The following is a 20,102-nucleotide window of genomic DNA, read 5'->3' as shown; positions in this document are numbered from 1 at the left end:
GCTACTCGTGTCCTGAAACAGTACGATCCGTCCCGTTCCGGGCCAGGGAGGCGCCGCTCCCGGCGCTCGCTGCAGGGATCGGGCCGAGGGCTTCGCCCAATCCGTCGGACAGGCGGATGGTGGGGCGGAAGCCGAGTTCGGTGCGGGCGCGGGCGGTGTCGTACTGCGCCGCGCGGGCGAACAGGCGAAGCTCCCCGGAGGCGGGGACGAGGCGTAGGGCGCGGGGCACGGGCACCCGCAGCCGCCCGAGGGCCTTGGCCGGCAGGGCGAGGGCCCGCAGCAGGGCGAGCCGCGCCGGCGTGAGCGGGTGCGCGGGCTTCGGCCCGGCGAGCATCGCGAAATAGGCGTTCCAGGTGGGCGTGTCCGGGCCGACGAGGTTGGCGGCGATGAGGCCCTTGCCCGGCCCGTTCAGCGCGGCGAGCGCGCAGCGGATCGCCTCCGCGACGTCGCAGACGTGGATCAGCGCCGCCACGCCCTGTCCGCGCGGGCCCAGGGGGCCGAGCACCCCGGCGCGCAAAGCGGCGGCGGGCCGCTCGACCCAGAGGTCGCTGCCGCGCCCGTAGACGACGCCCGGCCGCAGGATCGCCACCCGCCGCCCGGGCCGCGCCGCGACCCAGGTTCGGAGCATCGTTTCGCAGGCGCGCTTGGCGACGCAATAGGGATCGTCCGGCGCGGCCGTGGCCGGAGGGGCGTCGGGCTCGCCGATCCGGCCTTCCTCGGGGCCATAGACCGCAATGGAGCTGAGATGGACGACGCGGTCCACCCCCGCCCGGTCGGCGGCGGCGAGGAGGGCGCGCAACTGGTCCGGCATGGCGACGGCGGAACGGCCGCCCGCATGGACGACACACGACGCGCCCGCCAGGGCGGCATCGAGGCTGCGGGGATCGTCGAGGTCGCAGCGCACGGTGCCCTCGGCGGGGCTGCGGCCGTCGGGCAGGCGATGGAGCCCTGCGCGGACCCGCAGGCCCGTCTCCCTCAGCCGGGCGACGGTGGCCCGGCCGATGAAGCCGCCCGCGCCGGTGACGAGGACCGGGCCGGTCATCGCGCGCCGGCCAGGTTCGTCCGCCCGAGGAGGGGGCGGATCCGCTCCACGAGGGAGTCGAAGCTCGCGCGGCTGATGAGGAACAGCAGCGGAATGTAGATGATCACCCCGGCGGGGATGGCGATGAGGAGGGCGACCACCTGACCCTGCGAGTCCGCCAGCTGGATGCCGAGCCACGCGACGATCACCGCCATCGTGGCCGCGGCGAGCCATACCCCCGAGAGCCGCCGCAGCAGCGGCCAGGGCAAGAGGCCGATCCGGGGGCCGTTGACGAGGACCGTCGTGACGGTGAGCGCGAAATCGCCCGCGAGCCGCGCGAGGCCGATCGTGGCGGGGTGCATCCCCACCGTCGCGACCAGGGCGGCGGCCAGGGTCACGAGGGCGACGACGTAGGACAGGAGCACGCTCTGCGGGCGACCGCTCGCGGAGAGCGCCGTCTGCACCACCTGCGAGGGCAGGGCGAGGAGTCCCCCGGCCGCCAGCGCCGCCGCGATGGGCTCGGCCGTGGTCCAGCCCGGCCCGGCCATGAGCGGCACGACGAGGGGGCTGACGGCGGCAAGGCCCATCATGGTGGGCGCGACGAAGGCCGAGGTCTCGCGGGCCACCTCCGCCGCCGCCTCGCCGACATTGTCCCGCGACAGCGCGCTGCCCCGGAAATGTGGGAAGCAGAGGTTGTGCGTCACCGCGACGATGGCGCCGCGCACCGGCTCGATGAGCCGCATGGCGATGTTGAGGTAGCCAAGGACCGTCAGCCCGAACAGCGCGCCCGTGAGGGTGTTGTAGACGACGTAGGTGGCGTTCTCGACGAGGCGCGAGGCCAGGACCAGCCCGGCGAAGCGGTTGAACCGGCCCAGGCGTCCCCAGGACCAGGAGGGGGCGACCCTCAGGCCGAGCATCCAGAACAGGCTCGCCGCCGTCGCGAAGACGAGGACGATGCGCAGGCTCACCAGCGCCCAGATCCCGGCCCCGGCGATTCCCAGGCCGATGGCCACGAGGGCGCCCGCCAGATGGCCGACGATGCTCGACGCATTGATGACGTAGAACGCCTTCCGCCGCCGCGCGACGGCGGTCGCCATCGTCATCGGCCCCTGCGCCAGCAGGAGGAAACCCGTTCCGGGGAGGAGCAGGTGGAGGTCTTCGCGGCCGTAGACGTGATCGAGCAGCAGGCCCGCCGGCACGCAGAGGGCGAGGAAGACGAGGGCGGCCACGGTCGAGAGACCGAGCACCGCGCCGAGATCCGCCCGGCGCACCACCTTCGCCTGGGTCAGCGCCTCCTCGTAGGGCGTGCCCACCGCCATGGAGAAGGCGGTGACGATGGAGAGCGTGAGCGCCGTGGCGCCGAAATCCCCCGGCGGGAGCAGGCGGGCGAGGAAGGCGGTCGTGGCGGACAGGATGACGAGCCGGCCCGCCGCATCGGCGAGCCCCGCTCCGATCCAGCCGCCGATCCGGCGGATCGTCATGTGGGCTCCCGCCGGAAGGCCAGGAGGCTGATGAGGATCGAGACGTTGGCGAGCACCTGCCCGCGCATCCACAGGCTCGATTCCGTGGCGTTGTGCACGAGCACCACCAGGGCGATGACGAGGAAGGTCGCCGCCGCCACCGCGTCGGCGCGCTGGATGCCGCGCGAGAACAGCTTCCTGGCCAGCGCCAGGATGGTGAGGATCTGCGCCAGCACGGCGAAGATCAGCGCGGGAGCCCCGCCCTGAAGCCGCAGATCGAGGTAGCCGTTATGCGCCTCGTTGATGACCACGTCGGCCCGCTCTCCGATCTTCAGGGTGGCGAGCCAGGAGCCGGGTGGCGCGCGCAGCAGGGGATCGTTGGCGTCGCCGACGTCCCAGAATGAACCGAACCCATAGCCGGTCCAGGGCCGGCGCGCGATCTCCGAGGCCGCGAAATCCCAGATCTGGGTGCGGCCGGTGAAGCTCGAATCGTTGCCGGGGGTGAGCAGGCCGACGAAATCGCCGCCGAAGGCCGTGACGCCGAGATAGGTCACGCCCACGGCCCCGACGCCCGCCAGCGTCAGGAACAGGGCGGCGGCGGGGCCGAGGCGCCGCAGCACCAGCATGCAGGGCAGGAGGCCGACGCCGAGCAGCGCCAGCATCATCGAGGTCTTGCTCTTGGTGAGCACGAGGAAGCCGAAGGCGGCGACGAAGAATGCGAAGCCGGCCAGGATCCGGCGCGGCGTCGGGCGCGCCAGCGCCCACCCGACGCTGACGATCACCGCCAGCATCGCCACGAGGCCCGCGACGTTCTTCTGCTGGTGGTAGCCACGCACGCCGATCTCGGTGAAGGCGAAGGCCGGGTTGAGGGCAGTGACGGCGAGATCGCCCGCGATCACCACCACGAGGATGCCCGCCATCAGGCCGAGCGTCCGGCGCAGGGGGCCGATCCCCGCCGCGATGGCGAGGGTGATGAGGCAGAGGAACACCATCACCATCACGCGCCGCACGGCGATGTCCGGGAAGGCGGCCCAGGTGACGCTGGCGCAGAACCAGCCGAGCACCAGCCAGACCGGCCAGGAGCGCATCACGAGGGGCAGCACGACCCGCCGACGCCGCACGATCTCGAACAGGGCGATGCCGGTCATCGCCAGCACGGCGAGGCGTTCGGTGGAATTGCCGTCGCCGGAGGTGATGGCGCTGGCATCGGACATCGGCATCACGCCGATGAACATGTAGGCGAGGAAGGCGAGATACAGGGCGGCGGGCAGTGCCCGCAGGAACCAGGGCGCACGCCGGGGCCGTCGGGCGGACGCGCGCGTCTCGGCGAGGGCCGAGAGGCCCTGCGCCTGCGTCAGACTCGGGAGCGCTGTGGTCACCGGAAACGCGCGCTCACGCCAGCGCCCCCTTCTCGCCGGCCAGGGCGAAGCGCTGGGGCAGGGGCCGCGAGCGGGCCGGGGCCGGCACGACCGGATCGGCGCCCGCGACCACGAACAGCGCGCCCGCGATCTTGTCGGCGCTCGACAGCAGCGCCGCGCGCAGGTCCTCGATCCGGTCGGCGGTGGCGACGCCGGCCTCGGCCACGATCACGATGGCGGTGGCGGTCGCCGCCGAGCGGCGCAGGCGCGTCTCGTCCTGGCCCTCGCCGCCGTCGATCACGACGCAATCGTAGCCCTCGTCGCGGTCCGGCACGGCATCCGGGCTCACCCGCTCGCTCGCCGCCGTGGCGCAGAAGGGCGGGTAGCCCTCCACGGTGCAGGAGACGACGCCCGATTGCGGATCGCGCGGGATCATCCAGGTGAGCCGGCCGGAGCGGGCGTCGCCATCGACAAGGAGGGCCCGGCGTCCGCGCGCGGCCTGCGCCAGGACGAGGTTCTGGGCGATGATGGTCGAGATCGGCCCATCCGAGGCGGAGACGATGAGCAGGCGCACCTGCCCGTGCTCGGCGGCCTCGTCGAGGTAATCCGCGAGGCGGGTGAGGATCCGTGCCGAGGGCGACCCGCGCGCTCCCGCGAGCACGGCCACGGTCTCGCGCGCCTCCCGCAGGCGCTTGCGCGATAGGGGCAGCGTGCCCAGCACCGGGATGCCGGTGCGCGCCGTGAGCCGTTCCGCCGAATGGATGCGCCCGCCGCGCCGGTCGAACAGGATCGCGCCGCCGGCACCGCCGAGCAGCCCGAGGAGCCCGGCGGCCGCGACCACCAGGGCCGGCGACAGGTCGGCCGATTGCGGATCGGGCTTCGACGTGCCGACCAGCGAGACGTTCGCGGTGCCGACGCTCTCCTGTTCGAGGAGTTCGCGCTCCCGCGACAGGGTCTTCTCGTAGACCGAGCGCTGGGCCAGGGCCTCGCGCTCCAGCTGGCGCAGGGTGACGAGGGCGGTGTTGGTGCGCGACGTGTCGGATTCGGCGCGGGCGAGGTCGCGCTCCAGGGACGCCTCGCGGGTGCGGGCGGCGGCGAGGTCGGCGCGCAGGGAGGATTGCAGGCGCCCGGTCTCGCGGGAGATGGCGGCGCGCAGGCTGCGGACCTGCGCATCCACTTCCACCGCCGCCGGATGGCGGGGCCCGAGCGTGGCGCGCAGGTTGTCCTGCTGGCGCACGACCTCGGCGAGGTTCAGGCGCAGCTGAGAGAGGGTGGTGGATTCCACCGTGTCGGCGCCCGCGCCGTCGGAGGGCGTGGCGCTGCGGCCTTCGAGGGCGGCCACCCGGGAGGAGACGGCGCGTGTCTGCGCCTTGGCGGCGAGGAGCTGCGAGTTCAACTCGGCGATGCGCGCGGCGTTGAGGACGCGCCCGTCCTGATCGACCACGCCGATCTCGCGCTTGTAGGCCTCGACGGCCTGCTCGGCGGCGATGACATGCTCGCCCTGGCCCTTCAGGGTCGCGCCGATGGCGTCGCGGGCCTTGATCACCACATCCTTCCGGCGGCGCTCGGCATCGTCCACGAAGGCTTGGCCGATGGCCCCGGCGAGGCGGGACGCCTTCACCGGGTCGTCGGCCCGCACCGTCAGGTTCACGACGAAGCTCTTACCCTCGCGCTGGAAGGTGGTCTGCTTGCCGAGGATCTTGCTCGCGACATCGACCGGATCGGCCTCCGGGCCGGTGCTCGACAGGCCGACCATCTCCTTGATCCGGCCGACGAGGCCGGGCCGCGCCATGTAGGCCGGATCCTGGGTGAGGTGGAGGCGCTTCACGACCTCCTGCAGCACCGCGTCGAAATGCAGGAAGCGCGACTGAGTCTCGATGACCGCGTCGTTCACGTCGGCGGAGGGCGGCTGCGGCACGAGTTCGTTGCTGACGACGTTCAGCCCGCGCGGATCGAGCAGCACCTGGGCGGTGCCGAGATAGTTCGGGGTGCGCAGCGCGATGACCGGCGTGGCCAGTGCCACGGCCCCGAGGACGCACAGCGTGATCGCGAAGGCATGGCGCCGCATCGACGCCAGCGCCTCCCGGATCTCCAGGCGGAACGCGTCCCACTCGTCGGTCTCGGCAGCGTAGGAGCTGCGAGGGCTCTGACGTTCGACCAACTGCATCGACCGGCTTCCCCGATATCGCGACGCCCCGCACCCGGAGGGGCAGGGCACGGCCCGGCACGAGCCGCCTCCGGACGGGACGATCCCGGCTGGAGCCGTCATGCCGGCGGGCGCATGGCCCGTATCGACTGTTTTGTAACGCGCGGCCGCTTGTCTTGAGTTAAAACTGACCGTGAAGTCCGTGCTGCAATTGCCGACAGCGTTAACAGTATCTTTTCGGCGAATTGGATGCGCGACGATTGATCAAAACCCGAACCGGGCGATCAAGAACTGGCGGCGGGGGCGAGGGAGGCGGCTTCGGTCCTGTAGAGGGGATAGAGCCGCCGCCACAGGAGCTTGCCGGCGATGCCCGCCGCGCGGATCGCGACGCTGCGACCGGGCGCCTCCTTCCGGAGCAGGGCGAGGGCCGTGAGGGGCAGCAGGCCGACCTGAACCAGGGATTTGGCGAGCAGCACCGCCTCGTCGCGCAAGGGGTGCGCGCTCGTGCGGATCAGCGTGGCGGCATAGGCCTGCCCGCCCGCGAAATGGCGGCGGACGAGATAGCCGGTGCGGCATCGGTGCGCGGGCACGAAGTCGGTCGCCCGCGCCGCCGGCAGCCAGCCGAACCGACGCCCGTCCCGGGCGAGGCGGCAGAGGAGATGAAGATCCTCGCCGCCGCATTGCCCGAAATGCGGGTCGAACGGGTCGGGGCCGGGGAGGGCGGTCGCCCGGCGGAACACGCTGTTGGCCGTCGAGAGCACGAAGCCCTGCGAGGCCGGGCGGGCGAGGGCGAAGAGGTCGTGCCCCGCCGCCTGATCGCCCTGGCGGGTGAACAGGGTGCGGGAGGCCGGCGTCACCGCGCCGGGATCCTCGAAATGCGGGGTGATCGGCCCGAAGAACACGTCGTGCGGGAAGCGGTCGAGCCCGTCGAGCACCGCCGCCAGCCAGCCGGGTTCCGCCTGCTGGTCGTCATCGAGGAAGGCCAGCGCCTCGCCCTCGGCCGCCCGGCAGCCGGCGTTGCGCGCCACCGAGATGTTGGCCGGATGGGCCGTGCAATAGCGGATCGGCAGGGGCGCCCCCGGCGCCAGGCCCTCGACCACCGGCCGGGCGGTCTCGCCGTCGCTGTTGTCGACCACCACGATCTCGACGTCGCCGGCCTCGGCGCCGCGCTGCGCGGTCAGGGAGCGGAGGAGGGCGCCGAGCAGCGCCGGCCGCTCGTAGGTGCAGATCACCACGCTGAGCCGCATCACAAGTCCTCCGGCGAGGAGATGCGTCTATCGCGAAAAGCTCACCAAACGGTGTGGCCGTTTCGTCAGTTTCCGGTGTCGGCCCGGTCGGTCTCCAACTGTTGCAGCAACTCGGCGAGGCGCGGGTCGATGGGCTCGTCGATGACCGGATCGTAGAGGGCGCGCAACTCCCGCCCGAGGCGACGGCGGGTGAATTCATCGAGGACGGGCGCCTGCGCCGGGATCGGGATGGTGCGGAGCGTGAAGGCTCCGGCGCGGCGCGGGGTCTCGGACATCATCAAGAGATCGGACTCGCTGTGGTCGGCGGCAAGCGCATTTGTCGAGTTTTGCGCAATAGCGCGAAGCTGCCCAGCAGGAAATGCTTGTCGGCTAAAATGATGCGATCACGATCACTCGAACTTGTTGCCGGAGCCTCGGCGCGGCAATGTGCCCCCGAGGAGACCCCCGTCCCAGCATGACCGAACAGCGTATCCTGATCACGGGCGTCGCCGGCTTCATCGGCAACCACGTGGCCCATCGCCTGATCGGCGAGGGGCGGGCCGTCACCGGCCTCGACAGCGTGAACGCCTATTACGACACCGACCTGAAGGAGGCGCGCCTGCGCCGGCTGGCGGGCGGGCGCTTCGCCTTCCACCGCCTGGACCTGACCGACCGGGACGCACTCGACGCCCTGTTCCGGGAGGGGCGCTTCACCTGCGTGATCCACCTCGCCGCCCAGGCGGGGGTGCGCTACTCCCTGACCGATCCGCATGCCTACGCCGCGAGCAACCTCACCGGCTTCCTCAACGTGCTCGAAGGCTGCCGCCGCCACGGGGTGGGGCACCTGATCTACGCCTCGTCCAGTTCGGTCTACGGCGCGGTGACGGCGATGCCGTTCTCGGTCCACCAGAACGTGGACCATCCCGTCAGCCTCTACGCGGCCACGAAGAAGGCCAACGAGCTGATGGCCCACAGCTACAGCCACCTCTACCGCCTGCCGACGACGGGCCTGCGCTTCTTCACCGTCTACGGCCCGTGGGGGCGGCCGGACATGGCCCTCTACCTGTTCACGAAGGCGATCCTGGCGGGCGAGCCCATCGAGGTCTTCAACGAGGGCCGGATGCGGCGGGACTTCACCTATATCGACGACGTGGTCGAGGCGATCGTGCGCCTGATCGACCGCCCGGCCGCCGCCAACCCCGATTGGGACGGGGGCGAGCCCGATCCCGGCACGAGCCTCGCGCCGTACCGGATCTACAACATCGGCAATTCCGAGCCCGCCGACCTGATGGGGATGATCGGCCTTCTGGAAGCCAAGCTCGGCCGCAAGGCGGTGCTGAACCTCAAGCCGATGCAGCCCGGCGACGTGCCGGAGACCTTCGCCGACGTCGCCGACCTCGCCCGCGATGTCGGCTTCTCGCCCGCGACGCCCCTCGAAGCCGGCATCGGATCGTTCGTGGACTGGTACCGCGCCTACCACCAAGCTTGACGGGCGTCCCCCATCCGCGTCCGGTGGCATTGCAACGGGTGCGGGCGAGGCGCGGGACAATGGGTGGTCGCAGGATCGCGGTGATCGGGCTCGGCTATGTCGGCCTGCCGGTCGCGGTGGCCTTCGCCAAGGCCGGGTTCGACACGCTGGGCTTCGACATCGATCCCGCCCGCGTCGCCGAGATCGCCGCCGGCCGGGACCGCACCGGCGAGGTGCCGGAGGCCGACCTGCCGGCCCTGACGGTCAGCGCCGCAGCGGACGACCTGCGCGGACGCGACTTCTACATCGTCACGGTGCCGACGCCGATCACGGCCGCGCGCAGCCCCGACCTGCGGGCGCTCGAAGCGGCCTCGCGGCTGGTGGGCGGGGTGCTCTCGCCCGGCGCCATCGTGGTCTACGAATCCACCGTCTATCCCGGCGTCACTGAGGAGGTCTGCGCGCCGATCCTTGAAGCGGCATCCGGCCTGACGGTGGGCCGAGACTTCGCGCTGGGCTACTCGCCGGAGCGGATCAACCCCGGGGACAGGGCGCATCGCCTCGACAGCGTGGTGAAGGTCGTCTCGGCGAGCGATGCCGACAGCCTCGCCATCGTGGCGCGGGTCTACGGGGCCGTCGCCCTGGCGGGGGTGCACCGCGCGCCCTCGATCCGCGTCGCGGAGGCGGCGAAGGTCATCGAGAACGTCCAGCGCGACGTGAACATCGCCCTCATGAACGAACTCGCCCTGATCTTCGCGAAGATCGGCCTCGATACCGGCGACGTGCTCGCCGCCGCCCGGACCAAGTGGAACTTCCTGCCCTTCCGCCCCGGCCTCGTGGGCGGGCACTGCATTGGGGTCGATCCGTATTACCTCACCCACCGGGCGCAGGAGGCGGGCCACCATCCCGAACTCGTCCTCGCCGGACGGCGGATCAACGAGGCCATGGCCCCCCATGTGGTCGAGACCTGCATCCGCCGGCTGCTGCGGCGGGGCCGGCCGACGCCCCGCGTGACGGTGCTGGGCGTGACCTTCAAGGAGGACATCCCCGACATCCGCAACAGCCGCGCGGCCGACGTGGTGCGCGGGCTCGCCGCGTTCGGGCTGACCGTCCAGGCCGCCGACCCCATGGCCGACGGACTGGCGGTGGCGCACGAGCACGGCTTCCCCCTCACGCCCCTCGCTGCGCTCGAACCCGCCGACGCGGTGATCCTCGCCGTGCCCCATCGCGTCCTGCGGGAGCGCGGGTGGGACGGCATCCTCCCGCTCCTCGTGGAGGGCCGGGGCGATGTCCTCGACGTGACCGGCGCCCTCGACCGGGAGACGGCGCCCCCCGGCGTCGATCTCTGGCGGCTGTAGCCCCTCAGCGGGGCGGGCGTGCCTCGTTCGTGGCGGGCGGCAGGGAGTTCGGGCTGCGCAGCACGATGAGCAGGCTCCCCACGACGGAGAGCCCGAGGGCGATGGAGAATAGGACGAAGATCCAGCGGGGCATCAGCGAGCCTTAGCACGGGTGGGGCGATTGGTGCGCTGCACCTATTTTAATCCGTCGCCACGGCCCAGATTCGTGACGGAAAGCGAAGAAAGTCGCATCTCGACGCATCCTTGGGGCGTTGCCAGCATTGAGCGTATCAGCTTAGACCTTTTCTAGTCGCGGCGGGTGTCACCCCTCCGCGCCGGCCTAGGCCGTAATTAGGAGGAAATTCATGCGTCAGCTCGTTCTCGGTGCCATCCTCGCCGCGATGATCCCCCTGTCGGCCCAGGCCCAGGATGCCGGCGATGCGGCAGCCGGTGAGAAGGCGTTCGCCCCGTGCAAGGCGTGCCACAACTTCCAGAAGAACGGCGTCGGACCGGACCTGAAGGGCGTCGTCGGCCGCAAGGCGGGCACCTACGAGGGCTACAACTACTCGGCCGCGCTCAAGAACTCGGGCATCACCTGGGACGAGGCCAACCTGCATGAGTGGCTGAAGAACCCGAAGGCGAAGGTGCCGGGCACCAAGATGATCTTCCAGGGCTACCCCGACGACAAGAAGATCAACGACGTGATCGCCTACCTCAAGACCCAGTCCTAAGGCGTCCTGCCCGGTCCCCGTGGCCGGGCATCGTCACACCGCGCCCGGCCCCACGGCCGGGCTTTTTCATGGGCGCCTCAGGTCAGGTCGTTGCCGCGCAGCCCGTCGCGGAGCGAGACGAGGTCCTGCAGCAGGTCCTTGCGGCCCTTCATGTCGAAGCCGGTCATGCCGCCGGCCTCGTCGGGGATGCAGGCCAAGGTACCGCGCAGGCCCTCGCCCGCCTCGGTGAGGAAGATGCTCACCTGCCGCTCGTCCGGCCGGTCGCGGGCGCGGCGGACCCGGCCCGAGGCTTCGAGCCGCTTCAGCAGGGGCGTCAGCGTGCCGGAATCGAGGAACAGCTTCTCGCCGATCTCCTTCACGGTGAGGCCGTCCTCCTCCCACAGAACCATCAGCACCAGATACTGCGGGTAGGTGAGGTCGTAGCGCCCGAGCAGGTTGCGATAGGCCCGGCCGAAGGCATGCGCCGCCGCGTAGACCGCGAAGCAGAGCTGGTTGTCGAGCCGCTGGGACTCGTTCAGACCGGTCTCCCGCGTCTCCGGGCCGGTCTCGGTCTCGGTCGTTGTTGCGCCTTGGCGCCGTGCGGCGGGCCCCGCCATTCCGTCTACCTCTCGAACATCCGCAAACGCGCGCCGTCCAGCCCCCATCGTCCATACGTAGACACTTGGCTGCGCTCGCACAATGAATTCAGTGGCAAGTCACGCCGCGTCAAGGGGGTTATCCATCAGCGGATGCAGATCTCGGACCATCGCCTTCAGGCGGTCGTCCAGAACGTGCGTGTAGATTTGCGTAGTCGAAATGTCCGCGTGGCCCAGCAGTTCCTGCACGATACGCAGGTCCGCTCCGTTGTGGAGCAAGTGACTCGCGAAGGCATGGCGGAGAACGTGCGGGCTAACCTTGTCCGCGCGCAGGCCGGCGGCGGCGGCGGCATCCTTCAGGTCGCGCGCGAAGGCTTGGCGCGTCAGGTGGCCGCTCTCACTGTCCGCCGGGAAGAGCCATGGGCTGTCCTCCGGCACCGCCGGCAAATGCGCGGCCATGGCGGCCCGGGCGGTCTCGGTGAGGGGCACCATGCGCTCGCGCCCGCCCTTGCCCTTCACCACGAGGAGCCGCGCGTCGATGCTGGCGGCGGTGCGCGGCAGGGCCACGAGTTCCGAGACGCGCAGGCCCGTGGCGTAGAGCAGTTCGAGCAGGCAGGCCATCCGCCGCGCCCGCCGGGCGGGGCCGGGGGCTTGGTCGGGCAGGGCGGCGGCCTGCTGCGCCCCCGCGAGGAGGCGGTCCACCTCGGCCACCGAGAGCACCTTCGGCAGGGGGCGGCCCTTGCGCGGCCCCGAGACCGGGGCGCTCGGGTCGGTCTCGGCCGCGCCCTCCGCGTAGAGGAACTTGTGGAAGCCGCGCACGCAGGACAGGCGCCGGGCGGCGGTGGAGGGCGAGAGACCCCGGGTTTCGAGATCGGCCACGAAGCCGCGCAGGGTGGCGGTGTCGACGTCCTCGACGCCCAGCCCGGCGCGGGCGAGGTAGGCGAGGTAATCCGTGAGATCCCGCCGGTAGGCGTCGATCGTGTTGGCGCCCGCGCCCCGCTCGGCCGCCAGCATTTCGAGGTAATCGCCGACCTCCGGCGGAAGCGGCCCCGCCGTCCCGCTCACTTGGGCGGCTGGAGCTTCGAGGCGGGGATGGACACGGTCATCTCCCGCGGGGTCGGCTTCACGAAGGTCGCCAGGGCGAACATGCCGGCGAAGACGAGGCCGGCGAGGATCGCGATGGTGGCGAAGAAACGGAACAGGGTCGGCACGTCGGTCGATCCTCGGGGCGGACGGGCGCGGGTCGGGAAGGCCGAAGGGCCGCCTTGCTGAGCCGCTACGGAAAGCCGGGTTGCACCATGCGAACGCGGCGCTGACAAGGCCGGCGGGGCCACAGGTTCCGGACGAACGGCGTGTTTCGCGCTGACCGTGAAACGCGCTAAGAGCCACCCGCAGGGTGCGGTCCGTGTGGCCGCAGCCGGGGCGCTGCCCAAGGGCGACCCGGTGTCGGCGTCGAGTAGAATGTCTGTTGTGGGTCCGATGAACGAAACGGAGGCCGGCGAGCCTATCGAAGCACGGCTGCGGCGGGGCCTCGGGCTCCGGTCGATCGTGCTCGTGGGTCTCATGGGCGCGGGCAAGAGCACCGTGGGCCGCCGCCTCGCGAGCCGGCTGGGCCTCCTGTTCAAGGATGCCGACAACGAGATCGAGGCCGCCGCCGGCCTCACCATCCCCGACATCTTCTCCATCTACGGCGAGCCGAGCTTTCGCGACGGCGAAGAGCGGGTGATCGCCCGCCTCCTGCGCGCCGGCCCGCTGGTCCTCGCCACGGGCGGCGGCGCCTTCCTGCGCGAGTCCACGCGCGAGCGCGTCCGCGAGCGCGGCGTCTCGGTGTGGCTCAAGGCGGATCTCGACGTGCTGATGCGCCGGGTGCGCAAGCGCGGCAACCGCCCCCTGCTCCACACCGAGGATCCCGAGGCGACCATGCGGGCGCTGATGGAGATCCGCCACCCGGTCTACGCCGAGGCGAACGTGGTGGTCGTCTCCCGCGACGTGTCGCACGACCGCGTCGTGGACGACGTGATGGAATCCCTCGTCGCCTTCCTCGATCCGCCGCCCGCCCTGGCGGCCCAGTGAGCCGCCAGACGTGACCGAACCGCTCTCCGTCCATGTCGCCCTCGACGGCGGCCGCGATTACGACATCCTCATCGGCCGGGGCCTCGTGGCGCAGGCCGGCGCGCGGCTCGCGGCGCTCGGCGCCAGGGCGGCTGGAATCGTCACCGATTCGAATGTCGGCGCCCTCTACGCCGCCGACCTGAAGGCGAGCCTGGAAGCCGCCGGCCTGCGGGCGGGCATCGTCACGGTGCCGCCGGGCGAGGCGTCGAAATCCTACGGACGCTTCGCGGAGGTCTGCGACGGGCTTCTTGCCTTGAAGATCGAGCGCAACGACCTCGTCGTGGCGCTCGGCGGCGGCGTGGTGGGCGACCTCGCGGGTTTCGCCGCCGCGAGCCTGCGGCGGGGCGTCCGCTTCGTGCAGGTGCCGACGAGCCTGCTGGCGCAGGTCGATTCCTCCGTCGGCGGCAAGACCGGCATCAATTCGCCCCTCGGCAAGAACCTCATCGGCGCCTTCCACCAGCCGCGCCTCGTGTTGGCCGACACGGCGAGCCTCGACACGCTGTCGGAGCGCGAGATGCGCGCGGGCTATGCCGAGGTCGCGAAATACGGGCTGATCGCGGACGACGCCTTCTTCGCGTGGTGCGAGGCCAACTGGCGGGGCATCTTCTCCGGCGGGCCGGAGCGGGACGAGGCGGTCGCCGCCTGCTGCCGCGCCAAGGCGGGCGTGGTGATCCGCGACGAGCGCGAGGACGGCGAACGCGCCCTCCTCAACCTCGGCCACACCTTCGGCCACGCCCTGGAGCGTATCACCGGCTACTCGTCCGAACGTCTCGTCCACGGGGAGGGCGTCGCTATCGGCCTCGCCCTGGCCTTCCGCTTCTCGGCCCGGCTCGGCCTGTGCGCCGGGCAGGAGGCGGGGCGTGTCGCGAACCATCTGGCGCTCGCCGGCCTTCCCACCCGCCTGCAGCAGGTGCCCGGCGGCAGCGGCGATGCCGAGGCGATCCTCGACGCCATGGCGCAGGACAAGAAGGTCCGCGACGGCGCGCTCACCTTCATCCTCGCCCGGGGCATCGGCCGGAGCTTCATCGCCCCGGGCGTCGACCGGGCGGCGGTGCGCGCCTTCCTCGAAGACGAGTTGGCGGCGCAGTGAGGCGTCCGCGCGTCTTGCTTTGAGCGGGGCGGGGGGCTATGAGCGTTCCCGCGTCCGGGCCCTGGGTTCGGCGGGTTGCCGGTGTAGCTCAGTGGTAGAGCAGCGCTTTCGTAAAGCGAAGGTCGGGGGTTCAAATCCCTCCTCCGGCACCACTTCTTCCCCTTCATTGCGAAATGTTGCGCCGGGCCGCTGAATTGCGGCGGAAAGCGGGCCCGCGCCGGGTTTCGCCCCGAAACCGTCCGGTTGCGTCCCGGATCGATCACATCCACGCCGTGAAATCGCCCCTCCGGTTACGCTGATTGCGCCTCAGCGGGATCGCCGTCCCGCGACGAGGAGGATGGGCGTCCCGATGATCGACCGCACGCAGCCCGCCGCTGGCCCGACCCGGAGCCGCCGCCGTTCCTGGCTGCCGCCGCTTGGCCTCCTCACGGCCGTGGTGGCCCTCGCCGCCATCGGCCATGGCCGCGTCGCCGACCTGCCCGTGCCCCGCGCCGAGGAGCGGGTCGCCCTGCGGATGCCCGAACCGGTTCAGGACGAGGCCCCCGCGCAGGCCGCGCCGATCCCGTCGCAGGACGTGCTCGACCCCTGGCACACCGATCTCGCGGGCAAGCTCTCGCGTTGGGCCTGGACGGCCCCCGATGCCCCCGTCGCGGAGGAGGCGCCCGCCCTGGTTCCCCCCGCCGCCGAAGCGACCCCGCCGCGCACGGCCATGACGGTGCCCCTACCGGTGCCGCGCCCGCCGGAACTGCGGGGCACCGCCCCCCGCCGCGCCGGCCGCGCCCCCGTCCGCCAGGAGGCGGCCCTGCCGCCGCAGCCGGCGCCGGAGGACAACCGCTCGTTCCTCGAAAAGCTGTTCGGCGTCGAATCCTCGCCGGCCCGCGCCTACGCGGCGCTGGAGACGAAGCCCATCGACCTCACCCCACGCCCGCGCCTCAGCCCGCCGCTGGCCCCGCCCCCGGGCGACGGCGGCACCGCGATCTACGACATCACCGCCCGGATCGTGACCCTGCCGAACGGCGACAAGCTCGAAGCCCATTCCGGCCTCGGCGAGATCATGGACGACCCCCGCCACGTCAACGTGCGGATGCGCGGGGCGACGCCCCCCGGCACCTATGCCCTGACCGAGCGCGAGCAGCCCTTCCATGGGGTGCGGGCGATCCGCCTGACGCCGGTCGGCGGGCCGGAGGCGGTCTATGGCCGGGTTGGGCTCCTGGCGCACACCTTCATGCTTGGCCCGACGGGCGCCTCGAACGGCTGCGTCTCCTTCCGGGATTACAGCCGCTTCCTCGAGTCGTATCTGCGCGGCGAGATCCGCCAGCTCGTCGTCGTGGCCGGTTCGGGCGGCGCGCCGCCGAACCTCGCCTCGTCCGCTACGGTGCGGATGGCGCGCAACTGAGCGCGTTCAGGCCGCCAGGCTGTCGAGGAACAGCGTCACCGCCAGCAGGTCCGCCGCCCCTCCGGGGCTGAGGCGGGCCTCCACAAAGGTGGTGTGAAGGGCGAGCGCCCGCTGCCGCCACTCCGCCGCCCCGACCCCGCCCGCGTCGAGGAAGGCCCGGGCCGAACCCTGGGCGAAGCTTAAGCCCTCCGGGCCGCCCCGGTGCAGCAGGTTGGTGTCGTCGAGTTCGGCCATCAGGGCGAACAGGCACTGGACCCGCGCCGCCTGCCCATCGCCCGGCGCGAAGTCGCGTCCCCGCCGGAGGGCCGGAAGGCCCACCTCCCGCACGGCCGGGAAGCCGGCCGCCGCCTCCGCGCTCGCCCCGCCGACGCCGTAGCGCAGCGACGCCCGCCCGCCATGGGTGACGGGGGACGCGGGCCGCCGGGCGATCTCGCGGCCCCAGAGGGCCCCGACCTGCTCGGCGCGCGCCTCGGCAGACTGGGCCACATCGCCCGCCCGACCGGCGGCGGCGCAGATCAAACCGAGGGAGAAGATCGCCCCACGATGGGCGTTGACCCCACCGGTCGCGGCGAGCATCGCCGCCTCGGCGTCGAGGCCGATCCGGCGGAGGTCGGAGAGCGGGGCGTCCGCCGCGCCGGCACGAACGAGGTCGGCGAAGAAGGGGGCGATGGCCCCGGCGCTGCGCCGGAGCGTATCGGCGTCCATGTCGCGATGGCTGCCCGAATCGACCGGGCTGACGAGGCCGGGCTTGGGATAGGCCTCGAGTTCGTCGATCAGGGCGCGGTGGGCGAGGTCCGCGATGCGGGCGATTGAGGCGGGATTCGGCACGCCGCCTCATACAACGCTTGAGCCCTCACGCACGAAAACGCCCCCCACCCGTGATGACGGGAGAGGGGCGTTTCTCTCTTAGCGCGGCGGCGGGGCCGAGCCCTGGCCGTTGCCCTGCTGCAGCAGCGGGGTGATGCGCCGGACGGTGACGCGACGGTTCTCGCGGCTGGCGCCCTGCGTGTTCACCTTCAGGTACTGCTCGCCGTAGCCCTGGGTGGTCAGGTTCTCCGGCGGCACCTGGAACTGCTGCGTCAGCACCGTGGCCACCGATTGCGCCCGGCGATCCGACAGGGACAGGTTGTCGATGTCGGTGCCGACCGCGTCGGTGTAGCCCTCGATCAGGAACACCTCCTGCGGGTTGGCGCGAACCGCCTTGTTGATCGCGTCGGCGATCACCGAGAGGCGGCGGGCCTGATCCGGGGTGACGGTCCACGATCCGGTGTCGAAGTTGATCGTGTCGATGTCGACCGAGCGCATCCGGGCGCGCAGATCCGGGCTGTAGCGGATCTGGTCCAGGGTGTAGCGGCGGTCCACCGCCACGACCGGCGGGGCGGTGAGGGCCTCGTAGACGAGACCCGGATCGGCCTGATCGTACTCGACCACGTAGCGGTCGCGCGGGATGCGGATATCCGGCGGCGGCAGCACCACGACGTCGTCGTAGATCGGACGCGGCGGACCGGCGTAGCTGTTGTCGATGATGACGACCTCACGCCCGTCCGGGAACCGGCGGTAGCGGCGCAGCAGCCGGCCGTCGTCGTCGGTGACGGTGTAGATGCGGTCGCCGCCGGGGCGGTCGATGTAGCTGATGTAGTCGTCGCCCCGGCGCTCGTAGCGGTAGCCACGGGGGTCGAGGTCGCGGAACCGCTCGTTCTCGTCGTGGCGGATCAGGTAGCCGTTCCGGTCCTGCACGATAACGCGGCCGGGCTCGCGGTAATAGGTGCGGCCGTCCGCGCTGAACTCGCGACGGTCGCGGCGGACCTGATCGTAGTCGCGCACCTGATCGTTCTCGCGGAAGCCGCCGGGGATGTAGCCGGGACGGCCGGGCGCGTTGAAGTCGCTGCGCGGCGCGCCGCCGGGGCCACCCCGGTCGTCGCGGAACTGGCCCAGGCCCGGCGGCTGGCCGGGAACCTCACCCGGCGCGCCGGGGACGGCGTTCGGGGCAGGCTGGCCCGGCGGCTGGAACGGACGGCCGGGGACGCCCGGCCGCATGTTCGGCGGCAGCGGACGGTTCGGCTCGGCACCGGGCGCGCCATCGGGGCGCGGGCCGGGCTGGCCGGGAGTCCCCGGCGCGCCGGGCGCGGCGTTCGGGGCCGGAGGCGGGGCGTTGCGGTCGCCGCCAGGGCGGGGGCCGTCGTCCGGACGCTGCACGGGGCGGCCGGGCACGCCCGGCGCGGCGTTCGGCGCGGGCGGCTGCGCGTTGCGCTCGGCGCCGGGGGGCGCGCGGTCGGGACCGGGGCGGTTGTCGCGATCCTGCGGGCCACGATCCGGGCCGGGACGGTCGGGACGGTCGGGACGGTCGGGGCCACCCTGCGGCTGCGGCTGCAGCTGCGGCTGCGGCTGCGGACGCGGCGGGGCCTGACGATCCTCGCGGGGCTCGGGACGCTGCTGGCGCGGCTCCGGCGCGTCGGGACGGGCGTCCGGCCGACGGTCCTCGCGCGGCTGGCGCTGCTGCCGCTCGTCCTGTTGCTGCGGCCGGCGGTCGTCGCGATCCGGCCGCTGCTCACGCTGGTCCGGGCGCGGTTCGGGCCGTTCGCGCTGCGGCTGCGGCTGCGGCTGGGGGCGCGGCGGGGCCTGCCGCTCCTCGCGGGGCTCGGGACGCGGCTGGCGCGGCTCGGGCGCCTCGCGCGGCTCCGGCCGTTCACGGGCGGCGGGCGGTGCGCGCTCGGGGCGCGGCTCGGGGCGTTCGCGCTGGGCCGGTCCGGGACCGCCACGCTCGGGGCCGCCGCGCTCGGGACCACCCCGCTCGGGTCCGGGGCGGGGTCCGCCGGGACCACCCGGTCCACCGGGGCCGCCATGGCCGGGGCCGCCGGGTCCGCGCTCCTCGGGACCCCCCTGGGCCACGACGATGCCCTCCGGCCGCGCGGCGGCGACCTGGGCGAGGGCAAGGGCGGGCAGGACGGTGCCGGCCAGGAGAAGGAGGCGGAAACGCTGCATCGGCATCTCGTTCAGTACGGGCGGTACCGAACTTCGCAGAGGCCGAATGGTTCCCTGTTCAGGGCGTCATGCGGGCCGGCACGGCCACGAGATCGGGGGCGATCACGCGGACGGCGACGTGCTCGCCCTTGTGAATCTCCGGCGTGTTGACCTTCTCCTCGCCGGCCTTGCCGCCGTCGATCCCGGCGCGGCCGGCGGCGTCGGCAGCGAGTTCGGCCGCCGTCCGGTCGGCGCGGCCGACGAGGGTCAGGCGCACCTTCGGGCGCGACAGGGCCTCGGCCTGCATCGGCGTGACGAAGATGTCCCCCTTGTGCCGCACGAGCATGCTCTCGGCCTTCACCAGGGATTGCGCCCAGGTCTTGCCGTCCGGTTTGCAGGAGCAGTTCGGCACGAAGGCCTTGCGGAACTTGAAGGCGTTGGCGAGGCTCGTATAGGCGCGGCTGCCCTTCACGGTCGCCGCCTGCTTCAGCGCCTCGTCGCCATGCGGCATCGAATAGGCCACCGCCTCGGTGCCGGGGCAGAGCGCCTGGCACATCTCGTCGGCGCCGCCGCGCCCCTCGGGCAGGTTCGGCATCGGGAAGTACCCACCGTCGCAGGTGCGCACGCAGATCACCTGCCCGCCGCCCCTCGCGTAGCTCTCGCCCGTGGACGTGCTCTCCCGCGCCGGGCAGGTGCGGGCGACGAGGCCCTGCAATTCGCGCTTGCGGGCGCCGTTGTCGTCGATCACCGCGCCGCCATAGGTGGCGTTGAGAGCGCGGATGCGCTGCTCCACCGCCCCGCATTGCGGGGGCCTCGTGTCGAAGAACAGGAACTTGCCGCCCTCGCAATTGAGGCTGCGGAAATAGGTCTGCAGACGGCCGATCTCGTCCTGCAGGGCGCGGGTCGCGCTGGCCCCGGTCTGGACCGAGACCAGCTCCGCCCGGTAGCGGCGGCATTCCGGGGAGGGCAGTTGCGGCTGCGGCGCCACGGGCTCGACCCTGGCGGGCGAATTCGGCGTCTCCGGCAGCGGCGACGGCAGGGCGGCGGCGGGGGCCGCGCCGAGTCCGACGACGAGCGCCAGCGCCGCCAGGACGTGGCGGGCCGGGCTGGCAAACGGCGTGGAACGCATCCGTGTCATCGCTGAAATCGCGCTCAGAATCAGGCAGCGACCGCGGCGCGGCCGGTTCGTGTTCGCGTGGGAGACGAATACAACATTAGTCCTCC

19 protein-coding genes and 1 tRNA gene are annotated in these 20,102 nt (G+C 72.3%); 7 read left to right on the top strand and 13 right to left on the bottom strand.

Annotated elements, in window-relative coordinates:
* Position 1: 1 nt before the first annotated feature.
* From ACXJ1Y_RS13240 to ACXJ1Y_RS13215, 6 genes are all read right to left on the bottom strand, one after another.
* Positions 2-1,042, bottom strand: a complete 1,041-nt coding sequence (locus ACXJ1Y_RS13240; protein WP_463846708.1) for an NAD-dependent epimerase/dehydratase family protein — start codon at positions 1,040-1,042, stop codon at positions 2-4.
* On the bottom strand, positions 1,039-2,502 hold the full coding sequence (locus ACXJ1Y_RS13235; protein ID WP_463846707.1) for an oligosaccharide flippase family protein: 1,464 nt from the start codon (positions 2,500-2,502) through the stop codon (positions 1,039-1,041). The genes ACXJ1Y_RS13240 and ACXJ1Y_RS13235 overlap by 4 nt, the downstream gene beginning before the upstream one ends.
* Positions 2,499-3,860 carry an O-antigen ligase family protein gene (locus ACXJ1Y_RS13230; RefSeq protein ID WP_463846706.1) on the bottom strand — a complete coding sequence of 454 codons (1,362 nt, stop codon included), beginning with the start codon at positions 3,858-3,860 and terminating at the stop codon, positions 2,499-2,501. Before ACXJ1Y_RS13230 ends, ACXJ1Y_RS13235 begins: the two co-directional genes overlap by 4 nt.
* Before the next feature lie 13 nt (positions 3,861-3,873).
* The gene (locus ACXJ1Y_RS13225; RefSeq protein ID WP_463846705.1) at positions 3,874-6,006 is read right to left on the bottom strand and encodes an exopolysaccharide transport family protein; all 2,133 of its coding nucleotides are present in this window, start codon (positions 6,004-6,006) and stop codon (positions 3,874-3,876) included.
* Between the two features lie 263 nt (positions 6,007-6,269).
* A complete protein-coding gene (locus ACXJ1Y_RS13220; RefSeq protein WP_463846704.1) occupies positions 6,270-7,232 on the bottom strand; it encodes a glycosyltransferase family 2 protein in 963 nt (320 codons plus the stop codon).
* A gap of 65 nt (positions 7,233-7,297) precedes the next feature.
* On the bottom strand, positions 7,298-7,510 hold the full coding sequence (locus ACXJ1Y_RS13215) for a NepR family anti-sigma factor (protein ID WP_463846703.1): 213 nt from the start codon (positions 7,508-7,510) through the stop codon (positions 7,298-7,300).
* A gap of 176 nt (positions 7,511-7,686) precedes the next feature.
* Here ACXJ1Y_RS13215 and ACXJ1Y_RS13210 point away from each other — a divergent pair, with 176 nt between their 5' ends.
* Both ACXJ1Y_RS13210 and ACXJ1Y_RS13205 read left to right on the top strand, forming a co-directional pair.
* Entirely contained in the window at positions 7,687-8,700 is a 1,014-nt protein-coding gene (locus ACXJ1Y_RS13210; RefSeq protein WP_463846702.1) for an NAD-dependent epimerase, read from the top strand.
* A gap of 59 nt (positions 8,701-8,759) precedes the next feature.
* The gene (locus tag ACXJ1Y_RS13205; RefSeq protein WP_463846701.1) at positions 8,760-10,034 is read left to right on the top strand and encodes a nucleotide sugar dehydrogenase; all 1,275 of its coding nucleotides are present in this window, start codon (positions 8,760-8,762) and stop codon (positions 10,032-10,034) included.
* Between the two features lie 4 nt (positions 10,035-10,038).
* Here the strand turns inward: ACXJ1Y_RS13205 and ACXJ1Y_RS13200 are convergent, their stop codons facing one another.
* Positions 10,039-10,167 (bottom strand): hypothetical protein, encoded by a 129-nt coding sequence (locus ACXJ1Y_RS13200; protein WP_342164181.1) that lies wholly within the window; start codon positions 10,165-10,167, stop codon positions 10,039-10,041.
* 211 nt (positions 10,168-10,378) lie between these two features.
* On the opposite strand from ACXJ1Y_RS13200, the gene ACXJ1Y_RS13195 reads away from it, so the two are divergent.
* Positions 10,379-10,744 (top strand): c-type cytochrome, encoded by a 366-nt coding sequence (locus ACXJ1Y_RS13195; protein WP_243954937.1) that lies wholly within the window; start codon positions 10,379-10,381, stop codon positions 10,742-10,744.
* A gap of 77 nt (positions 10,745-10,821) precedes the next feature.
* Here the strand turns inward: ACXJ1Y_RS13195 and ACXJ1Y_RS13190 are convergent, their stop codons facing one another.
* The 3 genes from ACXJ1Y_RS13190 to ACXJ1Y_RS13180 all read right to left on the bottom strand — a co-directional run bounded on the left by ACXJ1Y_RS13190 (position 10,822) and on the right by ACXJ1Y_RS13180 (position 12,530).
* Positions 10,822-11,340 carry a MarR family winged helix-turn-helix transcriptional regulator gene (locus ACXJ1Y_RS13190; RefSeq protein ID WP_463846700.1) on the bottom strand — a complete coding sequence of 173 codons (519 nt, stop codon included), beginning with the start codon at positions 11,338-11,340 and terminating at the stop codon, positions 10,822-10,824.
* Between the two features lie 99 nt (positions 11,341-11,439).
* Complete coding sequence (locus ACXJ1Y_RS13185; RefSeq protein ID WP_463846699.1) at positions 11,440-12,384, bottom strand: site-specific tyrosine recombinase XerD; 945 nt, start codon at positions 12,382-12,384, stop codon at positions 11,440-11,442.
* Positions 12,381-12,530, bottom strand: coding sequence for a histidine kinase (locus ACXJ1Y_RS13180; protein WP_342164178.1), 150 nt, complete (start codon positions 12,528-12,530; stop codon positions 12,381-12,383). Before ACXJ1Y_RS13180 ends, ACXJ1Y_RS13185 begins: the two co-directional genes overlap by 4 nt.
* A 268-nt stretch (positions 12,531-12,798) precedes the next feature.
* Between ACXJ1Y_RS13180 and ACXJ1Y_RS13175 the strand changes: the two genes are divergently transcribed.
* The 4 genes from ACXJ1Y_RS13175 (at position 12,799) to ACXJ1Y_RS13160 (ending at position 15,917) form a co-directional block, all read left to right on the top strand.
* Positions 12,799-13,392 (top strand): shikimate kinase, encoded by a 594-nt coding sequence (locus ACXJ1Y_RS13175; RefSeq protein WP_463846698.1) that lies wholly within the window; start codon positions 12,799-12,801, stop codon positions 13,390-13,392.
* 10 nt (positions 13,393-13,402) lie between these two features.
* Complete coding sequence (gene aroB / locus ACXJ1Y_RS13170; RefSeq protein WP_463846697.1) at positions 13,403-14,521, top strand: 3-dehydroquinate synthase; 1,119 nt, start codon at positions 13,403-13,405, stop codon at positions 14,519-14,521.
* Positions 14,522-14,598: 77 nt separating this feature from the next.
* Positions 14,599-14,673, top strand: a tRNA-Thr gene (locus tag ACXJ1Y_RS13165).
* Positions 14,674-14,870: 197 nt separating this feature from the next.
* Positions 14,871-15,917 (top strand): DUF2778 domain-containing protein, encoded by a 1,047-nt coding sequence (locus ACXJ1Y_RS13160; protein WP_463846696.1) that lies wholly within the window; start codon positions 14,871-14,873, stop codon positions 15,915-15,917.
* A gap of 6 nt (positions 15,918-15,923) precedes the next feature.
* Here the strand turns inward: ACXJ1Y_RS13160 and mdcB are convergent, their stop codons facing one another.
* The 3 genes from mdcB to ACXJ1Y_RS13145 all read right to left on the bottom strand — a co-directional run bounded on the left by mdcB (position 15,924) and on the right by ACXJ1Y_RS13145 (position 20,007).
* On the bottom strand, positions 15,924-16,745 hold the full coding sequence (mdcB, locus tag ACXJ1Y_RS13155; protein WP_463846695.1) for a triphosphoribosyl-dephospho-CoA synthase MdcB: 822 nt from the start codon (positions 16,743-16,745) through the stop codon (positions 15,924-15,926).
* A gap of 78 nt (positions 16,746-16,823) precedes the next feature.
* Positions 16,824-18,899, bottom strand: coding sequence for an OmpA family protein (locus ACXJ1Y_RS13150; RefSeq protein ID WP_463846694.1), 2,076 nt, complete (start codon positions 18,897-18,899; stop codon positions 16,824-16,826).
* Between the two features lie 58 nt (positions 18,900-18,957).
* Positions 18,958-20,007, bottom strand: coding sequence for a DUF2865 domain-containing protein (locus ACXJ1Y_RS13145; protein ID WP_463846693.1), 1,050 nt, complete (start codon positions 20,005-20,007; stop codon positions 18,958-18,960).
* Positions 20,008-20,102 lie beyond the last annotated feature (95 nt).

This window comes from Methylobacterium sp. TK26 (assembly GCF_055361565.1).
Note: the sequence above shows the minus strand (reverse complement) of the source record. Positions and strands in the feature narration are given on the sequence as shown.